Source organism: Zooshikella ganghwensis, assembly GCF_018263875.1.
GTDB lineage: Bacteria > Pseudomonadota > Gammaproteobacteria > Pseudomonadales > Zooshikellaceae > Zooshikella > Zooshikella ganghwensis.
In genome coordinates this window covers 14,302-35,424 of sequence record NZ_JAEVHG010000020.1, presented here as the reverse complement: position 1 = coordinate 35,424, position 21,123 = coordinate 14,302, and the positions used below count along the sequence as shown (strand labels likewise).

The 21,123-nt window shown below is 38.8% G+C and carries 16 protein-coding genes; 8 read left to right on the top strand and 8 right to left on the bottom strand.

Translation table 11 applies throughout. The features are described from left to right. Positions 1-51 precede the first annotated feature (51 nt). Positions 52-423: a PilZ domain-containing protein gene (locus KHS79_RS21060; RefSeq protein ID WP_027707699.1), complete on the bottom strand. Its 372-nt coding sequence runs from the start codon at positions 421-423 to the stop codon at positions 52-54. Positions 424-579: 156 nt separating this feature from the next. Next, positions 580-2,244, bottom strand: a complete 1,665-nt coding sequence (ettA, locus tag KHS79_RS21055; RefSeq protein WP_027707700.1) for an energy-dependent translational throttle protein EttA — start codon at positions 2,242-2,244, stop codon at positions 580-582. Between the two features lie 461 nt (positions 2,245-2,705). Between ettA and glyA the strand changes: the two genes are divergently transcribed. Then, a complete protein-coding gene (gene glyA, locus KHS79_RS21050; RefSeq protein WP_212721743.1) occupies positions 2,706-3,965 on the top strand; it encodes a serine hydroxymethyltransferase in 1,260 nt (419 codons plus the stop codon). 60 nt (positions 3,966-4,025) lie between these two features. Here the strand turns inward: glyA and KHS79_RS21045 are convergent, their stop codons facing one another. Beyond that, complete coding sequence (locus tag KHS79_RS21045; RefSeq protein WP_212721733.1) at positions 4,026-4,805, bottom strand: AraC family transcriptional regulator; 780 nt, start codon at positions 4,803-4,805, stop codon at positions 4,026-4,028. Positions 4,806-5,106: 301 nt separating this feature from the next. Between KHS79_RS21045 and KHS79_RS21040 the strand changes: the two genes are divergently transcribed. From KHS79_RS21040 to KHS79_RS21030, 3 genes are all read left to right on the top strand, one after another. Further along, positions 5,107-6,291, top strand: coding sequence for an MFS transporter (locus tag KHS79_RS21040; RefSeq protein ID WP_212721731.1), 1,185 nt, complete (start codon positions 5,107-5,109; stop codon positions 6,289-6,291). Between the two features lie 266 nt (positions 6,292-6,557). Further along, positions 6,558-7,688, top strand: coding sequence for a pyridoxal-phosphate-dependent aminotransferase family protein (locus tag KHS79_RS21035; protein ID WP_233468542.1), 1,131 nt, complete (start codon positions 6,558-6,560; stop codon positions 7,686-7,688). 206 nt (positions 7,689-7,894) lie between these two features. Further along, on the top strand, positions 7,895-8,863 hold the full coding sequence (locus KHS79_RS21030) for a DMT family transporter (protein ID WP_212721730.1): 969 nt from the start codon (positions 7,895-7,897) through the stop codon (positions 8,861-8,863). 53 nt (positions 8,864-8,916) lie between these two features. On the opposite strand, the gene KHS79_RS21025 is transcribed toward KHS79_RS21030, so the two are convergent. Both KHS79_RS21025 and KHS79_RS21020 read right to left on the bottom strand, forming a co-directional pair. Further along, positions 8,917-9,708 (bottom strand): Cof-type HAD-IIB family hydrolase, encoded by a 792-nt coding sequence (locus KHS79_RS21025; RefSeq protein ID WP_212721728.1) that lies wholly within the window; start codon positions 9,706-9,708, stop codon positions 8,917-8,919. Positions 9,709-9,942: 234 nt separating this feature from the next. Next, positions 9,943-12,546, bottom strand: a complete 2,604-nt coding sequence (locus tag KHS79_RS21020; RefSeq protein WP_212721726.1) for a collagenase — start codon at positions 12,544-12,546, stop codon at positions 9,943-9,945. 659 nt (positions 12,547-13,205) lie between these two features. On the opposite strand from KHS79_RS21020, the gene KHS79_RS21015 reads away from it, so the two are divergent. Continuing rightward, positions 13,206-13,979, top strand: coding sequence for a metallophosphoesterase (locus tag KHS79_RS21015; protein ID WP_212721725.1), 774 nt, complete (start codon positions 13,206-13,208; stop codon positions 13,977-13,979). Positions 13,980-13,983: 4 nt separating this feature from the next. Then, positions 13,984-14,592: a DUF1287 domain-containing protein gene (locus KHS79_RS21010; protein WP_212721723.1), complete on the top strand. Its 609-nt coding sequence runs from the start codon at positions 13,984-13,986 to the stop codon at positions 14,590-14,592. Between the two features lie 52 nt (positions 14,593-14,644). Here KHS79_RS21010 and blaOXA read toward each other — a convergent pair whose 3' ends face one another. Continuing rightward, positions 14,645-15,445 carry a class D beta-lactamase gene (gene blaOXA / locus KHS79_RS21005; RefSeq protein WP_212721720.1) on the bottom strand — a complete coding sequence of 267 codons (801 nt, stop codon included), beginning with the start codon at positions 15,443-15,445 and terminating at the stop codon, positions 14,645-14,647. A gap of 176 nt (positions 15,446-15,621) precedes the next feature. Here blaOXA and KHS79_RS21000 point away from each other — a divergent pair, with 176 nt between their 5' ends. Beyond that, positions 15,622-16,563, top strand: coding sequence for an SUMF1/EgtB/PvdO family nonheme iron enzyme (locus tag KHS79_RS21000; RefSeq protein ID WP_212721717.1), 942 nt, complete (start codon positions 15,622-15,624; stop codon positions 16,561-16,563). Beyond that, positions 16,564-17,145 carry a carbapenem self-resistance protein CarG family protein gene (locus tag KHS79_RS20995; protein WP_212721705.1) on the top strand — a complete coding sequence of 194 codons (582 nt, stop codon included), beginning with the start codon at positions 16,564-16,566 and terminating at the stop codon, positions 17,143-17,145. A gap of 372 nt (positions 17,146-17,517) precedes the next feature. Here KHS79_RS20995 and KHS79_RS20990 read toward each other — a convergent pair whose 3' ends face one another. Continuing rightward, entirely contained in the window at positions 17,518-19,569 is a 2,052-nt protein-coding gene (locus tag KHS79_RS20990; RefSeq protein ID WP_212721704.1) for a collagen-like protein, read from the bottom strand. A gap of 198 nt (positions 19,570-19,767) precedes the next feature. After that, entirely contained in the window at positions 19,768-21,120 is a 1,353-nt protein-coding gene (locus tag KHS79_RS20985; RefSeq protein WP_212721701.1) for a LamG-like jellyroll fold domain-containing protein, read from the bottom strand. Positions 21,121-21,123 lie beyond the last annotated feature (3 nt).

The following is a 21,123-nucleotide window of genomic DNA, read 5'->3' as shown; positions in this document are numbered from 1 at the left end:
TATACAACGAATAGATTATTATCTGGTGGGTGTGGAGCTGCTTTGAAAATGCTAAATATCTCGGCTTAACGCGGATAGTTCTCTTTGTAATAACTGTGAGTCCCCTAGATTTAGCTCTGTTAGTCGTTTGAGCAGTGAAATACTATCAATATCAATTGATATGCACTCAAACCCAGCGTGGTTTTCTTCCTGGTGGGCAAAACGGACCTTCATGGTGATAACTTTCTCATCATCAAGGTGGATAAAGGCAGTGAAGGGTGACTGTGGATCAATTTGCCAGTCTTTTGGAGGAATGACTAATATTCCGCGAAGTGAAATATCATGCAGCTCTACAGGCCAGGTTTTGTCGCCTTGGCGAAGCTCGGTACGCGCATCAAAGCTAATTCGCGTAAATTTGCGGCGTTCTGTAGTGGCTGTGCTCATACGTTTCGCTTATATGTTAAATAAAAGATTACTTGTTTCTTAACAGCGAATGGTGCGGTATTTAAACCTTTAGTGTGTATGAGTAACTATAGTGGGTTTTAAAGGGTAAGCAAGGACTGCCTACCCCTTAAAATAGACCAAAAAACACTTCGTTTTTTAAGCTAGTTTTTTGTATTTAATACGATGAGGTTGATCAGCAGCGACACCCAGGCGCGCTTTACGATCAGCTTCGTACTCGCTGTAGTTGCCTTCAAAAAAGACGACTTGGCTGTCACCTTCATAAGCCATAATATGTGTGGCAATACGATCCAGGAACCAACGGTCGTGAGAAATCACCATGGCACAACCTGGGAAGGCAAGTAAAGCTTCTTCTAGTGCACGCAATGTTTCAACATCCAGGTCGTTACTAGGTTCGTCCAGCAATAGAACGTTAGCACCTTGCTTAAGCAGCTTGGCTAAATGCAAGCGATTTCGTTCACCACCTGATAAGTCCTTGACGAACTTTTGTTGGTCGCTGCCTTTGAAGTTAAATCGACCAATGTAAGCACGTGAAGGAATTTCATAGTTGCCAATGCGGAGGATATCCTGACCATCAGAGATTTCTTCCCATACTGTTTTACTACCGTCCAGGCTATCTCTGCTTTGATCAACATAAGCCAGTTCTACGGTGTCACCAATGCGAATAGTACCGCTATCTGGTTGTTCTTTGCCGGCAATCATCTTAAATAGGGTAGATTTACCTGCACCATTACCACCAATGATGCCTACGATGCTGCCTTTGGGTACATTGAAGCTTAAATCTTCAATCAGCATTTCATGATTAAAGCCTTTGTTGACATGGTTAAACTCAATAACCAAGTCACCTAGACGTGGACCAGGTGGAATGTAGATTTCGTTGGTTTCATTCCGCTTTTGTACGTCTTGCGAACTTAACTCTTCAAAACGGGCAAGACGTGCTTTGCTTTTTGCTTGGCGGCCTTTAGCGTTAGAGCGGACCCACTCCAGTTCGTGCTTAATGGTTTTTTCGCGGGCTTGCTGCTGTTTTTCTTCAATCGCTAAGCGCTTTTCTTTATTTTCGAGCCAGGCGGTGTAGTTACCTTCAAACGGAATACCATGTCCGCGGTCGAGTTCAAGTATCCAGCCTGCGGCATTATCCAGGAAGTAGCGATCGTGGGTAACAGCAACGACAGTACCGTTATAGTCATGGAGGAAGCGCTCAAGCCAGGCCACACTTTCTGCATCCAGGTGGTTGGTCGGCTCGTCAAGCAACAACATATCTGGGCTTGAGAGCAATAGTCGACACAGTGCTACACGACGTTTTTCACCTCCTGACAGATGCTCAACTTTGGCATCCCAGGGCGGAAGACGCAGGGCATCAGCAGCCACTTCAAGTTTTCTTTCTAAGTTGTGGGCGTCAGAAGCCTGAATAATATTTTCCAGCTTGCCTTGTTCTGCCGCTAATGCGTCAAAGTCTGCATCAGGCTCTGCATAGGCCGCGTATACTTCATCCAGGCGCTTCAAAGCATCTTTAATCTCTTGAACGCTTTCTTCAACAATGTCGCGAACTGTTTTTTGGTTGTCCAGTATCGGCTCTTGAGGAAGATAACCTACATTGATACCTGGCTGAGGTCGTGCCTCACCGTCAATTTCTTTATCAACGCCAGCCATGATGCGCAGTAAGCTTGATTTACCTGCACCATTGAGACCTAAAACACCGATTTTGGCACCGGGGAAGAAAGATAGAGAGATATCTTTAAGGATTTCTCGCTTGGGTGGCACCACTTTGCTCACCCGATTCATGGTATAGACGTACTGAGCCATATCCTCTACATGTGATTCTGTTGGAAGTGAATGAAAATTGCCGTCAAATTACCGGAAGCCTGTTATGAAGGCAAACGATTCGCTGTGTAATTCATAAAAAAGTCATAACGATATCCTGTGTTTAAGGGAGGAAATGTTATGAGGAGAGGATTCTACCTTACTGATAGCGACAGAGTGACGACAACACAAATAAATTATTTGCTGACCTGAAACGTAATAATAACGTCTACCTTACATAAGGCGCTATGCTGTGCATAGCACAATAAGGAACTTATGTTTCGTTATGAAGCAAATCACTGTTTATAATGTCGTTTATTCAAGTGCGCTGTGATTGCCCTTAGGGTACAATCAGCCTGCTTATACAACTTGAGTCAGTTGTCAATTTATGTTTCATGAGTCCCGTGAATTATGTGGCTCATGAAGTGTATGCCTGAGCCAGTTAGGATTGAAAGAGGACCTGCATGTTTACCTCCAATATGACCATTGCTGCCTATGACCCTGAGTTGCAATCTGCGATTGAAAGTGAAGCTCAGCGTCAGGAAGAACATATCGAACTTATAGCCTCAGAAAACTATGCTAGCCCACGAGTTATGGAAGCCCAGGGCTCTGTGTTAACTAACAAGTATGCAGAAGGCTATCCTGGTAAGCGTTACTATGGTGGCTGTGAGTTTGTTGATGACGTTGAGCGTATTGCTCAGGAGCGTGCCAAGCAGTTGTTTGGAGCTAGCTACGCTAATGTTCAACCTCATTCAGGCTCACAGGCAAATGCAGCCGTTTACATGGCACTGGTTAAACCTGGTGATACTATTCTTGGTATGAGCTTAGCCCATGGTGGACACTTGACCCATGGTGCGAAAGTAAGCTTCTCTGGTCGTATTTATCACGCAGTTCAATATGGAATAAACCCTGAGAGCGGTGAGGTGGATTATGATGAAGTTGAAGCACTGGCCCTAGAGCATAAGCCTAAAATGATTGTGGCTGGCTTTTCCGCTTATTCCCGAGTCATGGATTGGCAGCGTTTTAGAGCAATTGCCGATAAAGTAGGTGCATATCTCCTGGTGGATATGGCCCATGTAGCAGGTTTAATTGCTGCGGATGTTTATCCTAGCCCACTTCCTCATGCTCATGTTGTTACCACTACTACGCATAAAACACTGGGCGGTCCTCGTGGTGGTTTGATTTTGTCTAGCCAGGCTGATGAAGAGCTCCAAAAGAAACTTAATTTTGCCGTCTTTCCTGAGAGTCAGGGTGGGCCTTTGATGCACGTTATTGCTGCTAAAGCAATTTGTTTTAAAGAGGCAATGGAACCTGAGTTTAAAGCATATCAACAGCAAGTGGTTAACAATGCACAAGCTATGTGTAGTGTATTCCAAGCACGAGGTATCAAAATTGTTTCGAAAGGAACCGATGATCACCTGTTTTTAATGGACTTAATTGGTAAGGAATACACTGGTAAAGATGCGGATGAAGCTTTAGGACGCGCTAACATTACAGTCAATAAAAATGCAGTGCCGAATGATCCACGCTCACCGTTTGTCACAAGCGGGTTGCGAATTGGTACTCCTGCAATTACCCGTCGTGGCTTTCAGGAAGCTGAGAGTAAAGAGTTGGCGGGTTGGATTTGCGATGTATTAGAAAATATTAATGATGAGCAAGTTATCGCGAGTGTACGAGAAAAAGTAAAAGCTATTTGTGCTCGCTTTCCTGTGTATGGAAAATAATGAGCGAGTAACGAGCGTTACCCGTTCAATAAAAAAAGACCCAGTTTTTGCTGGGTTTTTTTATGGTGTTTCAGCAGCGGGAGAATAAGTTCGTTGTAAATATTTTGAAGGACTTTCACCCAGCTGGCGTTTAAACATGGTAGAAAAAGCAGATGAAGACTCGTAACCTAAGCTTAATGCAACATCTGTGATTGACTTTCCTAGGTCAAGTAATTCTAACCCATGCAAAATAACCAGCCGCTGTCGCCATTGGTTAAACCCCATACCTGTGTGTTGTTGAAATAAGCGACGTAAAGTACGAGCTGATGCGCCTACTTTATCTTCCCAATATTCAAGTGGCATCTTGTGAGTTGGATCTGCAAGTAACTCATTTATAATGGGCTGTAGTCGGCGCTCAGACGGTAGCGGGATATCATAGGGAATAATCGCTGAAGCGCTTAGCTGGTCCACTAAAACCTGCCAAATACGCTCTAAAAATAAGTCTGGGGATTGTGAACTAGGAAAGTTCATTACATGGAGTATAAGTTCTCTCACTAAAGGAGATATTTCAATAACACATGTTGGCTTGTCAATTTGCTGAGTCCAGATTAAATCTACATAAATACTTCGATACTGTGCGGCGGTTAGCGTAGTAACCTGGTGATCGACATGAGGAGGAATCCAGACTGCTCTATTTGGCGGTGAAATAAAGCGTCCTTCTGAGGTATCAACCTGTAGCACACCCCTAACAGCATATTGAAGTTGTCCCCATTCATGCTGATGGCGTGGACCCTTTTTGCCCATGGGAATGTCTTTCGTGCGGGGCATAATTCGTTGTAACAACTGCTGGGGTATGCTCATGGAAACTGTCCATTTTGCAAAGGTGGTTGGCCATTTGTAAAACGTTCTCAGAGCTAAAATCACGTATCATGTAATGTACGTGTGTTGCTCAGTACTCTCAATGTCTTTTTTGACAATCTAATCATAAACGTACTGATACCCCTTAACAACATGGCTTAAGAGATGGTTAGTCTGCACAGACTCGTAATCAATAGTTTCGAAAGTACTTATTATTAATGGGGTAAGCCATATAAAAAAATAGTACTTTAGTATAAGCATGATGTGTCTTTTATAAAAGTGACCTTAATGAGCAGGTAAGTGAATGAAGTTAGTAAAACTGCATAATCAGCCGTATTTATTTCTTGTATTATTAGCTGTTGCAATGCCATTTACATTTTCTGTATGGAATGTACAGCTAAATAATGCAGTTGTAGAGCTTGCCAACTTTACGGGTAAGGAAATTGGAATACTGCAAAGTATTCGAGAGATACCTGGGTTATTAGCAATATCAGCAATTTTATTTTTGCTTTTTATTTTAGAGCAGCGCTTTGCTGTTTTAGCGCTCGTGTTATTGAGTGCTGGGGTGGCATTAACAGGGCAGTTTACGAGTGTTTTGGGATTTTATCTCACTACGCTATTAATGAGTTTTGGGTTTCATTATTTAGAAACCACGAGAGACTCGTTAGCACTTCAATGGTTACCTAAAAAGACTGCACCTGCTCAGTTAGGTAAGTTGTTAGCAGTAACATCATATAGTTCCTTAGGGGCTTATGGAATGGTTTGGTTGCTCCAACAACTATCATTAAGCTATGAATTGATTTATCTGGTGGCAGGTGCTATTGGGTTATGCCTGGCGGGTTATCTTTGGTTGAAGTTCCCTGTTTTTCAACAGTCTGCACAACAGCATAAAAAATTAATTTTTAGAAGAAAGTATTGGCTTTTTTACTTATTAACATTTATGAGTGGGGCAAGACGGCAAATTTTTGTGGTGTTTGCTGCATTTATGATGGTTGAGAAATTTCACTATAGCGTAAGTGATATTACATTATTATTTATAATTAATCACCTGGTCAGTATTTGGCTAGCACCTAAAATAGGTAAAATGGTTCAGCACTTTGGAGAGCGTTTTACACTTTCTTTAGAGTATATTGGATTAATCATCGTTTTTACCGGCTACGCATGGGTAGAATCCAGTGAAATAGCTGCTATGTTATACGTGGTTGATCATATCTTTTTTGCCATGGCCATTGCTTTAAAAACGTACATGCAGAAAGTAGTCGATGAACAGGATATTGCAGCAACGGCAGCCATGAACTTTACGATTAATCATATTGCTGCGGTTTTTTTACCTGTCATTTTAGGTATAGTCTGGTTAACATCGCCTGAGTGGGTATTTTATATTGGCTCAGTATTGGCGCTACTATCATTTATGCTTGTTCAGCTGATTCCTTACACTCTACGACAAGTTACACCGATGGCTCAGCAGGTTGTCAATGCAGAAGGTTGATTTCTCATAAGATGGATACTGGTTAAAAGGCTAGTTGAGCAGCCTTTTAACTTCGTTTTCTTGACGAAATAGAAGTGAGTATTTCACTGAAACCTTTTATTATGCGAGAATTAATAATATACCCAATACGAATGGTTTTTAGGTGTGGCCATCGAGTGACGAAGCCCCATGAGCCTATATTAATAGGTGATTGGGGGGAGGAGAGAAGATAACAAAACCTAGAAATCCTTCGTGAAGGATATAAAAATAATACACTGGAGTGTGACATGTTAAAGGATTCATTTTATCCTCCGCAGCGAACTTTGATGGGACCTGGTCCTTCAGATATTCATCCTCGGGTTTTACAAGCACTAAGCCGTCCTACTATTGGTCACCTTGATCCCTGCTTTATTGGTATGATGGATGAAGTTAAACAGTTACTGAAATATGCTTTTGTTACTGAAAATGAAGTGACACTTGCAGTATCCGCACCGGGTTCGGCAGGTATGGAGGCTTGCTTTGTCAACTTGATTGAACCTGGTGAAAAGGTCATTGTTTGTATTAATGGAGTGTTTGGTCAGAGAATGGCTGAAAATGTAATACGCTGTGGTGGCCAGTTAATTAAAGTTGAGGATGAGTGGTGTCAGCCAGTCTCTTTAGAAAAACTGCAAGCAACATTAGAGCAGCATCCTGATACGACAGCTGTTGCCTGTGTTCATGCTGAAACCTCAACAGGTGTAAAGTCTGATATAGAAGCTATTTGCCAAATAGCCAAACAACATGATTGTTTAACAATTGTTGATACCGTAACGTCATTAGGTGGTATTCCACTCTACGTGGATCGATGGGATATTGATGCGGTTTATTCCGGGTCACAAAAATGCTTATCTTGTGTACCTGGACTTTCTCCTGTTAGCTTTAGCTCTAACGCTGTCGATAAAATTAAGTCTCGTAAAACAAAAGTGCAAAGCTGGTTTCTCGATCAAACATTGGTGATGGAATATTGGGGCAATAAAGCGGCGAGAACTTACCATCATACGGCACCTGTGAACGCGCTTTATGCTTTACATGAAGCCTTGTTGATGCTGAAAAAAGAGGGTTTGGAGCAAGCCTGGCAAAGACATGCAATGATGCATAACCGTCTTTATCAGGGGTTAACAGATTTAGGTATTAAGTTTTTAGTTGATGAGCAGCATCGGCTACCACAACTTAACTTAATTGCTATTCCAGAAGGCATTGATGATGCGGCCTTTCGTAACCACTTATTGCGACATTATAACTTGGAAGTAGGTGCTGCAATTGGAGACTTGGCAGGCAAAGCATGGCGGATTGGTTTGATGGGCTATGCTGCCAAGGCTGAAAATGTTGCTTTATGCCTAAAAGCATTTGAAGAGACATTAAACATGATGCGGCAGTGATAAATGATAACCCCATCTTTTGTGACGCCATCAAATGGTGGGGTAAAGAGCATAGCCTGGCGAAGGCAACAAACCCTAAAATTGATTCGCGAAGGGTATATGCTACTATAGCGCTCCTTTTGGCTTACTCTGAGAATCCTTGAGGCTAAGTAAAGCACTCAGCATCGCTCAGGGGATGGTATGGCCTAAATGTGGAGGGCTAGGGGTTGTTAGTTCAGGTCAAAAATAAAAGTGCATTGGGTGCCTTGCTGGTTTGTGTGGCGGCTGCAATGTGGGGTTTTGATGGCGTCGTGCTAACACCAAGACTTTGGGAGTTAGATGTTAGTTACGTTGTATTTATGGTTCATGCGTTGCCTTTTTTGGGGATGCAGTTCTTTTTATACCGACATTATAAATACCTTAAAAAGCTTTCTTGGGTAGATATTGTTTTCTTTATATTAATTGCAATATTTGGTGGGGCGTTAGGTACTCTTGCTATTGTCAAAGCACTTTTCCTTGTTAATTTTAATAATTTAACGGTTGTTGCTTTACTACAAAAAACACAACCTGTTTTTGCAATTATTCTAGCAAGGTTTATTTTAAAGGAACCGTTTAGCCGTCATTTTTTTCGTTGGGCGTTATTAGCTATTGTTGGAAGTTATTTGTTAACATTTGAGCTTAACTTGCCAGATACATCAAATAAGGATCTTTTGTTTGAAGCGGCTTGTTATGCTTTATTTGCGGCATTTTCATTTGGTAGTGCTACAGTTTTTGGTAAGCGAGTTTTGAATAAAGTACCTTTTCAAACAGCACTGTTTTTTCGCTATGGTTTTACGACGTTAGTGATGTTGATAATAGTATTGTCATTGGGAACTTATCAGCAGTTCGAAGTCACAACTAATACGCATTGGCTCTTTTTAATCATTATAGGTTTAACAACAGGTAGTGGCGCTATTTTACTATATTATTATGGGTTACGTTATATTCCAGCAAATGTATCAACGATTTGTGAACTATGCTTTCCACTATTTACAGTGATTTTTGACTATATATTTAATGGAAATATACTGTCGCCTATTCAATGTTTTAGTGCTTTGTTAATGCTATTTGCTATATATAGAATTAGCCGAATTCAGGCTTATGAGCAAGTGAAAAAAGATAACTCTCTGCCGCTTCAATCTAAGCTGACTACATAATGTTAGCGCAGAGAGTAAAGATATAAATATGCAGTTTTGGATATAAAGTGCGCTTAAGCAGGAAATATTTCCTCAAGCTTTTGAGCTACACCGTGTTCATCACTGCTTAAGGTGTTTTCATAGCGAGCTAATGATTGACGAAGACGGTCGTGTGCATTAGCCATGACCACTGGCATTCCGACTTGTGACAGCATTTCATAATCGTTCATACCATCACCAAATGCTACCGTTTGCTCAAGGGTGAAGCCTTTTATTTTCAGCACTTGTTGCAGTGCTTGTCCTTTATTAACCTCTTTGGCCATAACCTCTAGACAATCTGGAAGGCTAAACGCAGCATTCACTGAATCACCAAACAGATGATTAATCTTATTTTCTAGTGCTAAAAGTGTTTCATGTTTACCGACAAAAAATACTTTAGCGACATTGTTATGATCAGTTGTAAATAAATTCGTTATCGAATAATTAAAGCCTGAGCTTTTATTAAACTCAAGCAGTGCTTGGTTTGGCTTTGATATTAGCCACTGATCTTCTTTATAAATATTAAGTTGAGTATCTGTAGGCGCCATTTCCAATAAAGGTTGGACAATATGCTCTGGGATGTCTTGTCTAAAAATAGTTTGGCCTTGTTTATTATGGATTCGCGCACCATTGCTAGTGATGAGAAAAAGATCCAAGCCCAGGTTATTAGCAATATGTTTAACGTCTTGATAATGACGACCTGTGGCAATAATGAAGCGAATCCCTTGTTTGACAATGCGATGTACAGTGCTGATGGTTTGTTGACTAAGGGCGTGGTTTGAGTCAAGCAAAGTGCCATCTAGGTCTGAAACGACAACCTTATACATAAATTACCCCTATTCATTGAGGTGCAAATATTAGCATACGATAGTAATAATTGTCTAAATAAGGAATTATGCATAAATATGGCTAATCTATAAAATTGGTAAGCTTATTAGTGAAAATGCTTAGCACTAAAGAGCCTAGTATTAAAGTAGCTAGTATAAAGGCTGCTTTATCTGGCCTATAAAAAAAGCCCCTTTCTAGGGGCTTTTACAGTAGTGGTGTCGCTTTTTTTATAATTAAAAGGATAGTGGCGGACGAGCCGTACTCGCTTGGTCAATAACAGTAGGCATATGATTATGCTCTGTATGTGGTCGTGAACCTGACTCTGCAGGCACTTGATCGCCCATTGCATAAGGGTTTGCTTGTTTCCAGTTACTAATTAACTGGCCCAACCACTGCTGGTACTCACTCGCATAGTTACTTGCTAAGGTTTGTATATGACTGTTATAGGCTTCAAGCTGATTACTTCTTAGGTATTCAGCTAGCTTTAAGTGTTCTGCAGAATGTCTTTCTTGCAAGAATCTGTGCAGAGTATAAGACCAGTGGTAAACCATGGAGGTACCAGATGAGTAGTCCATGTTAACAATTTGTTGTAGTGAAGGGCGCGCAGAAGGGCTGACACTACTTACATCATTCATCCCACGTGGGAAATCATCACGCCATGCGATAAACTCGGCTAAACCTTCAGTCCACCATGTAGTTTTGTTTAATGGGTAGTAAGCAAAGCGTCCATATAAGTCGAATCGACCATCGAGGTAGTGTACATACTCATGGTTTAGATTCCATATATCCCACTTTTTGCCATTAGGGCGCTCATAGACGAACAGACGAGCTTGGTTATTGGCTTGATTGGGTTCACCTTCGATATAAATACCACCGTTGTTGGTTGCTATTTTGTAGAGTAATGCACCAAACTTTTTATACTCTGATGACTCGTTAAAAATCACAAGTTCTAAATCAGTATTATTATCTTCATCAACAGGTTTCCAGTTCGTTGCCATGAGTGAATGGAACTCATACTCTTGGCGTTTTAGTCTTTGACAGACTTCATTGACTTGATTGGTGTCTAGCTGTTGATAGCGCAAAGTAAGTGAGCTACTACACTGGTGGGTGTACGGTAATACTTCACTTATCTTGTATTGATAGCAGAAATTAGCAAACTCAGTAGAGCAGCTATTTTCTGGATTGCTTTTACGTGTTTTGGTCACGTAGTAACTGTAAAAGTTTGCTTTTAATTCTTTTTGATCACTATAGTCATTATGATCTTTAATTAGGCTGATTGCTGCATTATCTAAGCGCTTATTCCAGCTATTTTCATTATCGATAAATAAATTACCTAATGCTTCAATGGCATTCATAAGGATGAATGGATCTTTGCGTCCATAACGGTCTGACCAAATGCCCAAAGCTGAACGCTTGCCTAATTCAGCGATACTTTCAGGAAGGTTGGTTGCCAGTAAAGCAGATTTTAATGCACTACCCGTTTTGCTTGGTTGCGCAACCTGGAATCCTAAAATATCGATAGTCGTGGTGAGCTCAAAGATTGCAGAGCTGTAGCCCGCTGTACCATTGACTGAGTCAGCATTGCTAACTAAATGATCAACCAGTTGATTGAGTATGTCGACATGCTTTGCAAAAAATGAGTCCGTTTCAGGTATACGAATATAGCCATTAAGCGCAACAACATAGCCTTCCAATGCTGCAGCTGCATCAGGTTTTACTGTGTAGAAATCACTCATTTGAGTCACTTTCATCAGTGCTTGGTCCGCTATTTTGGCTACTGATGGCTTAATATTTTTGACTTCTCTAGAGTAATTCCAACCTCTTAAATAGGTGAAGAGCTGTTGCAGGTCTTTATCTGCAATATCATTCTGGTCTGCAAGAAACGCTAACGCCTGGAAAATCTCACTTAACCCATCAGTTGATACATGGTTAAAGTCATCGTTATAGAATAAGCGTGTATCATTCGTATTCAGTACACGTTGTACTAGAGCGGGAAAGTCATTTTTACTTGTCCATGACGAAGGATAAACTGACTGTGTTGGATTTGTTGTTTTAGGTTTTTCAGGATTAGTCGGTTTTGTTGGTTTATTTATTGTTGGTGTTTTTGGTTTTGTAGGTGTAGTGGGTTTCGATGTTGTTTTTGGTTTAGTGGGCGTGGTCGGCTTGTTTGTTGTGGTATTGCCAGTAAACAGTAAATGAACTTGAGAAACATTAGAGTCTGCTTGGCCATCATTTACCCGGAAACTAAAGATATCCTTAGCAACGTTTTGATTAGAAAAATAAGTAAAATCACCTGACTGGGGGTCAAGTCGTAGTTGTCCATATTTAGGCCAGGAAACAACGGTATAAGTCAGTTTATCTTTATCTGCATCTTCACCCCAAGCGTGGCTTTTTAAGAGCTGTCCAGCAGTAACATAGTTGCTTTGGCCTAGGGTTTTGGGTGGAGCGTTGTTTTTTGAGACAGTTTTAGATGGTTCAATGATTAGCTGGACAACAGATATATTAGAGTACTGTTTGCCATCGGATACACGAAACTTAAACTCATCGTACTTTGCGCTAGGTGAGGTTACTGTATAAGTAAAGGTGCCTTTATAATTATTAAATTGAAGCTTGCCATGGGCGGTAGTTGTCACTAATTCATAATAAAGCTTTTGTCCTTCTGGATCGTTGCCCCACACCCATGCATTAAGCATTTCACCAGCTTTAACCTGGTTACTTTGGCTCATGGTGATTGGTGCTTGATTAGCAAGTGCTGCATTGCTGAAGCTGGCACATGCAAAGGCACTAAGACATAAGGATATTGATAGACCAAGCGATTTCTTGCGGAAAACTGCCATTTTCTTAACCCTGAGTAATAATTATGTGTTTAGCGTGGCGCATTATGAATTGTTTAAAATGAATCGTGTTGAATTGGTTCACAGTTTAAACGTGCGTTTGTCGGTTTGTTGTGCAGGGCAATTAGTCAGGATAATTGTGATGAAGTTTGCTGAACTAAGGTGCATTAAATGGTGGTGGGGTTCAGATTGCTTTGTCTTCACAAAAAGTATTGTGAAAAGGTGATGCATTCAGCGTTCATGTATTGAAGTGCTTCGTTGGTCTATAGGTGCTAAAAAGCTAGAATAACCTGCCTTTACCCTAGAAATAGCAGGTTGTGATATAGGATGAACTGGTTAGTTAGAAATGTATTAATGTTGGAAGCAACTGAAATCAGTCTATTAAAGATATCAGGTATAGCAACCTTAATGTTAATAGCAACTCAAATAAGCATCAGTATATTTGGCTTAATTATTTAATAAAGAAGCACACTTAAATCAATTGTTTATCTAACTGTTAACCTCCTTCTCGATCTTTCTCTGTCTGTTGGAAGCGTAAATACTTTCGTTTTAACAGAATTTGTTCCTCAATGACATCCAATACATCACTGGCTTAAGTGTATAATAAAGTATTAAGCACTCCCTTAGCTTATCTAGAGAAGAATTGGGGCTGTGATATTGCAATGAAAATACAGTTGTTTAGTGACTTGCATTTGGAGTTTGGTGCTTATCTACTGCCCAAAATTGAAGCGGATGTAGTTATTTTGGCTGGTGATATTAATCTAGGTGTAAAGGGTGCTCAATGGGCCCTTGATACCTTCTCATCGCAACAAATTATCTATGTATTAGGAAACCACGAATATTATCTCCATAGTTATCCAGGGTTACTCTCAGAGCTATACAACTATTGCCAAGATACAAATATACACCTATTAGAAAATAGCTCTTTTCAGCTAGAAAATGTTGTTTTCTACGGTGCTACGCTGTGGACAGACTTTAATCTATTTGGTAGCGATTATAATGTAGCAAAAACTTGTCAACAAAGGATGAATGACTATAACTATATTTATCATTCTAATCATCAATCAGCATTGACTGTTAAAGATACTGCCATTATACATCAGCAGTCGGTCAACTGGTTAGATAAAAAACTGTCTGAAGATAAATTACTTTCTGCAAATAATGTAACTAACCCTTTAATTCGCATCGTTGTATCTCATCATGCACCTAGCTTTCAGTCAATTCCACTAAATCAAAATCAAGATTATATCAGTGCCGCGTATGCGTCGAACCTTGAATGGTTGATAAAGAAAACGCAACCAAATTACTGGTTTCATGGTCATATTCATAGATCACAAGACTATATGGTAGATAGCTGTAGGGTTATGTCCAATCCAAGAGGTTATCCCATAGCGATAAACCCTGGATTTAATGAACAATGGATAATAGATGTTTAAGAGTATGCGTAAAATAAAAAAATATTTATTACTAACAAATATAGTAACAGTATTTACATTAAGTTTTTGTCAAACGACTATAGCGAATCAGGCTCAGAAGTTAGTTGATGCTGCTATTGAGCGAACGAATCAAAAGGTAACCTATGATGGTCGTTATGTGAAAATCCCTTACCCTAATGGGGACGTACCCAATAATATAGGTGTGTGTACTGATGTTGTTATTAGGTCATATCGAAAGCTTGGAATTGATTTGCAAAAACTTGTGCATGAAGATATGAAGCGTGCATTTGATGTATATCCTAAATTATGGGGGCTAACAAAAACAGACACCAATATTGATCATCGAAGGGTTCCAAATCTGCAAACTTTTTTTAAACGGCACGGTACGGTTTTACCAGTTACTGACAATGCGAGTGATTATCGGCCAGGTGATATAGTAACTTGGTTATTACCTGGAAATTTAACTCATATCGGTATTATAATTGATAAGAAAAATATTTTTAGGAACAGACCATTGGTAGTGCATAATATTGGTCATGGAACCGTTGCAGAAGATATGTTATTTGATTATAAAATAACAGGACATTACCGATATAAATTAGAAAATAAATAACGAAGATAAAACCAGCAAAGTAAAAAATAACTACTTTGCTGAATCAAGTCAATTAAATGATGAACTTAGCTTTCAAAGCCTCTTTGACAATCTTTTGGCGATATTGACGATCTGTGCTCTTAATTAAGTCGATATTAATGGCGTAAAACCAGACAGCAGCTTTGGTCTTTACAAAGCCAACAAACCAGCCAATATCCATTCCTTTTTCTTCTTTCATAACCCAACCTGTTTTCCCGTATAAGGTATAAGTGGGAGTGTTTTCAACTATCATGATGTCTTTGGTTTTACGTTGGTATTCTTTTTTATAAGGTAATGCTTCTGCGTAAAGTTTTTTTAGAAATTCGACTTCTTGATAAGCTGTAATTCGTAAATCACCATTTAGCCAAAATGTAGTCAGATCTCCAAGCTTTTGATTACCATAGCTCATTTTATACAAATGCTGTTGGTACTTTAGTCTGCCAATATCTTGAGCAACTTCTTGGTAACACCATATGCATGAATTTTGTAAAGCTGATTTTAATGTATGGTTTTGATTCCAGATTTTCCAGCCTTTATCTTCGCCATCCCACTTGAATAGATGGTTATTTGCTTTGATTGCGCCTTCTTGAAGCCCAATAAGTGTGTTTGGGATTTTGAACGTTGATGCAGGTAAAAAAGCTTTATTGGCTCTTTTTTTATTGTGAATATAGGTGGTCTTTCCATTAGCCGATGAAATGACAAGTGTGCCATTTATTTTATATTTGTTAAAAATTGAAGACAGTTTTGCATCTTCAGTTGCCCAAGAAGAAAAACTTGTTAATAAAATGGCGGTGCCTATTAATAAATTTATTTTTGTTTTAAATGTTTTTTTCATGTTTTTCCTTTGTGTGCTCGTTAAGGGATCCGAATTTTAGTATAGGGTGAATTGAAGAAGGTGGCTTTTTTGCGATCAAATATGATCAATTATGGCAATATATTGAAGCTCTTTAAGAGGCTTATTAATATCAATAACCAAATACTTTGGTAATTAAAAAATGAATGCTTTCTTTAATGAAGAAAGCAAGCACAAAAAATTTACTTATTGATGCTGCGGTTGCCATGAAGAAAATATTTATCTGTACTCTTTTAGTACTTTGTTACAATGTGTCTGCGAAAAGTTTAAAAAATAACTATCGTGCAGTTAACTTGGGTAAAGAGAATAGTGTATTAGGTTTTGAAGAAGTATTGCTTGAGAAGAAGAGAGAGACAGATATAACAGAAAGAGGAGGGAATGAAAATCTAAAAAAATCAGATGTTGATCCGGGAAATTTAGTTTGGGTGATGAAGCATGAAGTGCAGTATGATCTATTTGAAGAGGTGTATTTATGGTCAAAGAAAAATGGATACTTTTTCGCGAATGGATGCAGTTACTCAAATAAAACAGAATGTACTCCTGAAAATACTCAAAATAAGATGATACCAGTAACCTTTGTGTCATGGATTGATGTTATTCTTTGGGCTAATGCTCTCAGTGAAAAAATGGGATTAGACCCTGTTTATAGAAATAAATCAGGCAAGGTCATAAAAAATGTAAGTGCAGGAAGTGATAAGGTTATTGAGCATAATGCGAAAGGTTTTCGTTTGCCATCAATACAAGAGTGGATACAGTTTGCAGAAGAGAGTATGGGTAAAAATAATACATCTAATCACAATGATTTTAATTTGATATTAAATGGTTATAAAAAGAAATGGAGTGAGGAGGGGAGCTACTTGGTAATAGAGGAAAATATAGCAGAAACTGAAATGGTAGGTATTAATAATGATATATTTGAATGGCTAGGTACAGCGTTTTCTTCTGATGATAGTATGGGCGTTAAATTATTTAATAAAATGTATTATTTTTGTGGTGCAGAATTAACAGATTCTACTAAAGATAAGGCTGTTTACTGTGATATTCATACGAGACAGTTTCGCTATAATGACCTTGGGTTTCGGTTGGTAAGGAAAAACTAGATGAGTATGTTATTACGGTTTGCAATAATGTATCTATGTTTGATCTCTATATGGGGTACTGCAAGTGAATATGAGGTGATAAAACTCAAGAATGGAAGCAATCAGCTGGATTTAAATGGAGATGGAGTTAAAGATATCGTTTTTAAAGGGATGTTTGATAATAATACCTCCTTTGTAAATTATTCATACACATTCTTTATAAAAACGAAGTATAATGATTTTATTCATGTGCCAATAGGAGAAAGCCATTCAGATATCATTTATTGGGATGGAAGGCTATCTGGAATAGGCTACTTATATCAAGACCTAAAGTTAATAAAATTTAAATCAATACTTTTATTGGTTACAGCAGTAAAAGAAAATCATGGGAGTTTTGATAAAGAAAAGGGTTTACTTAGCTTCTATTTTTTAAAAAAAGGTGCTCAACACCCGGGGCAGATTCCCTATCAATGGATAAGGTATAACTCTAAGCATAGTGAAAATAAATATTATTCTGTTGATGAAGCATTTGATGAAATAAGTGATGAGGATCTGGCTATTAATAATCGTATGGATAAAATTAAAAGTGAGCCTGCAATTTAATTTTATACACTGCATTACGATTGCGCTCAGCCCTGTGAGCTATGTGCAACGCCTTTAATTCTTCTTCTGTAAGCCAAAATCCTTTCATGGTCGCAAAGGATATACAATTTTTCTTGTTAAATTAAAAGATTAAACCTAATTCTCAAACGCTATAGGTATAGCTCATTTGAGAAGAAGTTTGCTAAATTTTAACAATAATATTATATCTAAAGTTGATAATATTTTTCGTAGTTAATATTTGTTAATAAATAATATGCTGTATTTAAAAAATATACAAAAACTCAGTTTATTAATATGCGATACAGGATAGCTGGTGTATTTCCACCATGGGTGATGGAAATACTATAGTCGAGGAGCATTAATGCTTCATACTCATTTATACAAAAGAAGTGTAGCATGACCACTAGCCCCTTTTTGCATACAAATATCAAAAGGGATTGATGATGAGTGTGAGCCTGTAAGTATTTTCTGGTGCCTTTGTTGATGAGAGTAATCAGTGTAGTTCAATTTAATTTGATATGAAGTAAAGTTTGGATTGATACTATTGAAACTATATCTACGACATGATGACTCGCGCTTACATTTTGATGTGACACAATTAAGAGGTTTTAAAGATAGCTCGTATCGCTTGGGCCAACCTTCTCTTGATCCTTCTAGAATAATATTTGCATTTCCTGATGCAGATTTTTGAAAACACTGGTTAACGCTGACTTGAGTTGACCCAAGTGGTTTGTAACCCTGATGAGTTTTGGTGATTGTTTGACCCCTTAAATGTCTAGGAAATTGTACTTGATATTGGATGTTTACTTTGTAATCGCCTGCTTCCGGTTGGAGGTTACTAAACGTAAAGTTTTTACAGTATTGCTCTGCTTTGCAGGTCCTTGTAACGCAGCCCAGGGGATAAAACCTAATTAATTGGTGTTGGGGCCACAGTTTAGTGAAAATACCGTGATCGTCAAGTTCATGAGGCCATGATGCGTTAGGCCCATGTAAGATAAGCTTAGCATTGCCCCCAGTCAGTGAGCAATGTTGAAAAGTAATGCTTTCGGCATTTGCGGCCTTTTGTCCTTTAATGACTCTGGAGAAATTTTGGTGGTTATTAGACCAGTTAAGGATGACTGAAAAGCTGGAAGGTCCAGTAGGGAGTTTATCAAAAGTCCATAACTGGCAGTGACTAGACGCGTTGAGTGATTGATTGAAAACGCCATATGGTACTTCTTTAGCGTCCTTAATACACGAGAACTGTTGTTGGTCACCACGCCCATAAAATGACTCTTTTAATGGGTAAAGCTCCCAGCCATTGATGCATCCACAGTATAATTTTCCGTAAAGACTTATAGCTTCAGCAGGAAATAATATGTTACGAATCGTATTTTTATTTAAAGAGCAGAGTCCTGCCAAGCTTCCCATTGGTAAATTATTAATAGTGCTACCAATTAAACCTGCTTCACCTCGATTACCCTTTTTACCTCTTACTCCTTGTGCTCCGATTTCTCCTTGTTTACCTTGAGAGCCTTTGGGCCCGGGATCTCCATCGGGACCTGGTTTGCCATCTTGACCAGCGTTACCTTGCTTTCCTGGAGGGCCTTGATCTCCTTGTGCACCAGGTTCACCTTGCGCACCTTGATTACCAATTGGACCTTGGTTGCCTTTTTCCCCAAGCAGCCCCATCAGACCTTGTTTACCTGCTTCGCCCTGTTCTCCTTCTTTGCCTCTTGAACCTTTTGGGCCTAACGCTTGTTGCCAACATAGCTCTTTTTTCTGGATGAGGCACAGTGTTTCATAATATGAGAAAGCTTTATTTGCAAAATATAAATCATCAATTAAGGCAGTATATTGGTTGCCTAACAAAATTCCATTAAAAGACGATTCATTATGATTAAGTGTGGGGGATGTATTAGTATCTTTAAATAAAACTGGCTTGCCATTTATACTTAAATAGATTTTTTTTCCCTTGCTTGTGAAACTAGTACTTATGTGAGTCCATTGGTTAAAATCGAACTTTTGTTGAGATACTAGTGTTCTTCCTTCATTGATTAATGATAGATAAATGTGTTGGTTTTTATATAAGAACTGATGGTTTGGTATTACGCTCTCTTGTGTGAAGTTATGGTTCAAGAGAACAAATTCTTGCTCTGTAGATTTATACCAAAATGCGATGGAATGTTCGACTTGTTCAATCCATGATTCAGGTATTAGTATAAAGTTATCATGATCAAGTTGTAGCGACTTACCAGAAATACTATCGTCTGATAGGTTTATATTCGATAAACTTATCGATTTAAGATTATTTGTGTCATTTAAGATAGCAGTATCGTCAGATTGATCAAATGTCCATCGTGAATATTTATTACTTGTTTCAGCATTGGTCAATGTTGAAACAAGTAATAAATAACTAAAAATTATAATTTTTGTTGTTTTCATATTGGATAAATAAAATGTTCAAGAGAGAATTATGCTAATAAAGATACATTTTTGATTGAATAAGGAAATGTATTACTTAACTGCTTGTATCGTTGTTTGTAATGAGAGTGACTTTCAGTTTCATGGGTGCATGGTAAGGTGTTCAGCCTTACCATGAACTTGTTGCTTTATTAGCCCAAAATTAAAATCAGTAGCCTATTAATTTAATAATATTAAATTAATAGCTGGGATTAATGCTGGAGTCCAGCGTCCTTCTTGATAAGGTGTAGACAGCTGCCAGGTATATGACCCGGAGGATTTCAAACAGGTTCCCTGAGTTGTACCTCTACTGGCGATAAAGGTCCATCCTTCAACACAACCACACTTGCCTTCTTTCATTATTGCAGGTTCGAGCAACCTAAAAGGCTTACCTTGGTAAAGCCAACAGTAACCAGCTGTTGCTCCATTAGGCAAATCAGCAAATGTTTGAGGAAGTGGTCCTTTTGGACCTTTTTCACCTTTAATTCCAGGTAGACCTGTTTCACCTTTAACGCCTTTAGGACCAGGGTCTCCGGCAGGTCCTTGTTTACCTTTAATGCCTTTTGATGAATCACTACCATCTGATCCATCAATACCAGCTATTCCATCTGGACCTTTTTTGCCAGATTCTCCTTGTTTTCCAGCATCGCCTTGTGGTCCATCTTCACCTTGAGGACCCTGTTCCCCTTTTTCCCCAGGCTCACCTGGGTCGCCTTGATCACCCTGTTCTCCAGGTTCCCCGATGATACCTGGTGCGCCAGGTAATGCTTCAGTAACACAAGTATTTGCGTAATTAAATGAAAAGTATAAGCATAGTGCTTCAGCATAAATCAGTGGTCGAGCATACATTCGAACTTCATCTATTTCACCACTAAAAGGTGCTAATAACCCTTGAGCATCACCACCTACTGCAAATGGACCCGCATGATGACTTTGTTTAAATATCATGCCATTGAATTCACCTTCATTAGCTAAAGGTACAATAGCCCCATTTAATGATAGTGATACAGGGTTTTGGTCTTTAGTATCAATATTGACTGTGAGTAATTGCCAGTCTGATCGTGTATTTACTTTGGAAAGTGAAGTGGCTATATAACTAGAATTATGATTACCACTTGCCTGTACTTTGACTTTAATAACGCCAGATGCGGTCAAGATAACCTGAATATTTCGTGAACTTTCTTCGTACTCATAGTGTTCACTTAAAAGGACTTCATCTGAAGTGTTACTAGTAGTCAGTTTAATCCAAACAGATAAACCTAAACCATCTCTTAACAACCAGTCATTTCGTTTTGGTAGTACAAGTGGATCACTGTTAACCACAAATGAAGCACCAGATTGTCCTGCAGCGTTAAAGTGGTTATCAGAAAGATGATTAACAGTAGCTTGCCATGGATTAAATGCCTGGCTATTTAATACCTGATCACTTTCATAATTATCAAAGGACCAATAACCTTGTAAGTTCGCAGCAAAACTCATGGGAGATGATGCTAAAGCACTTAATACTAAAGGATAAATTATTTTTTGTTTCATCAC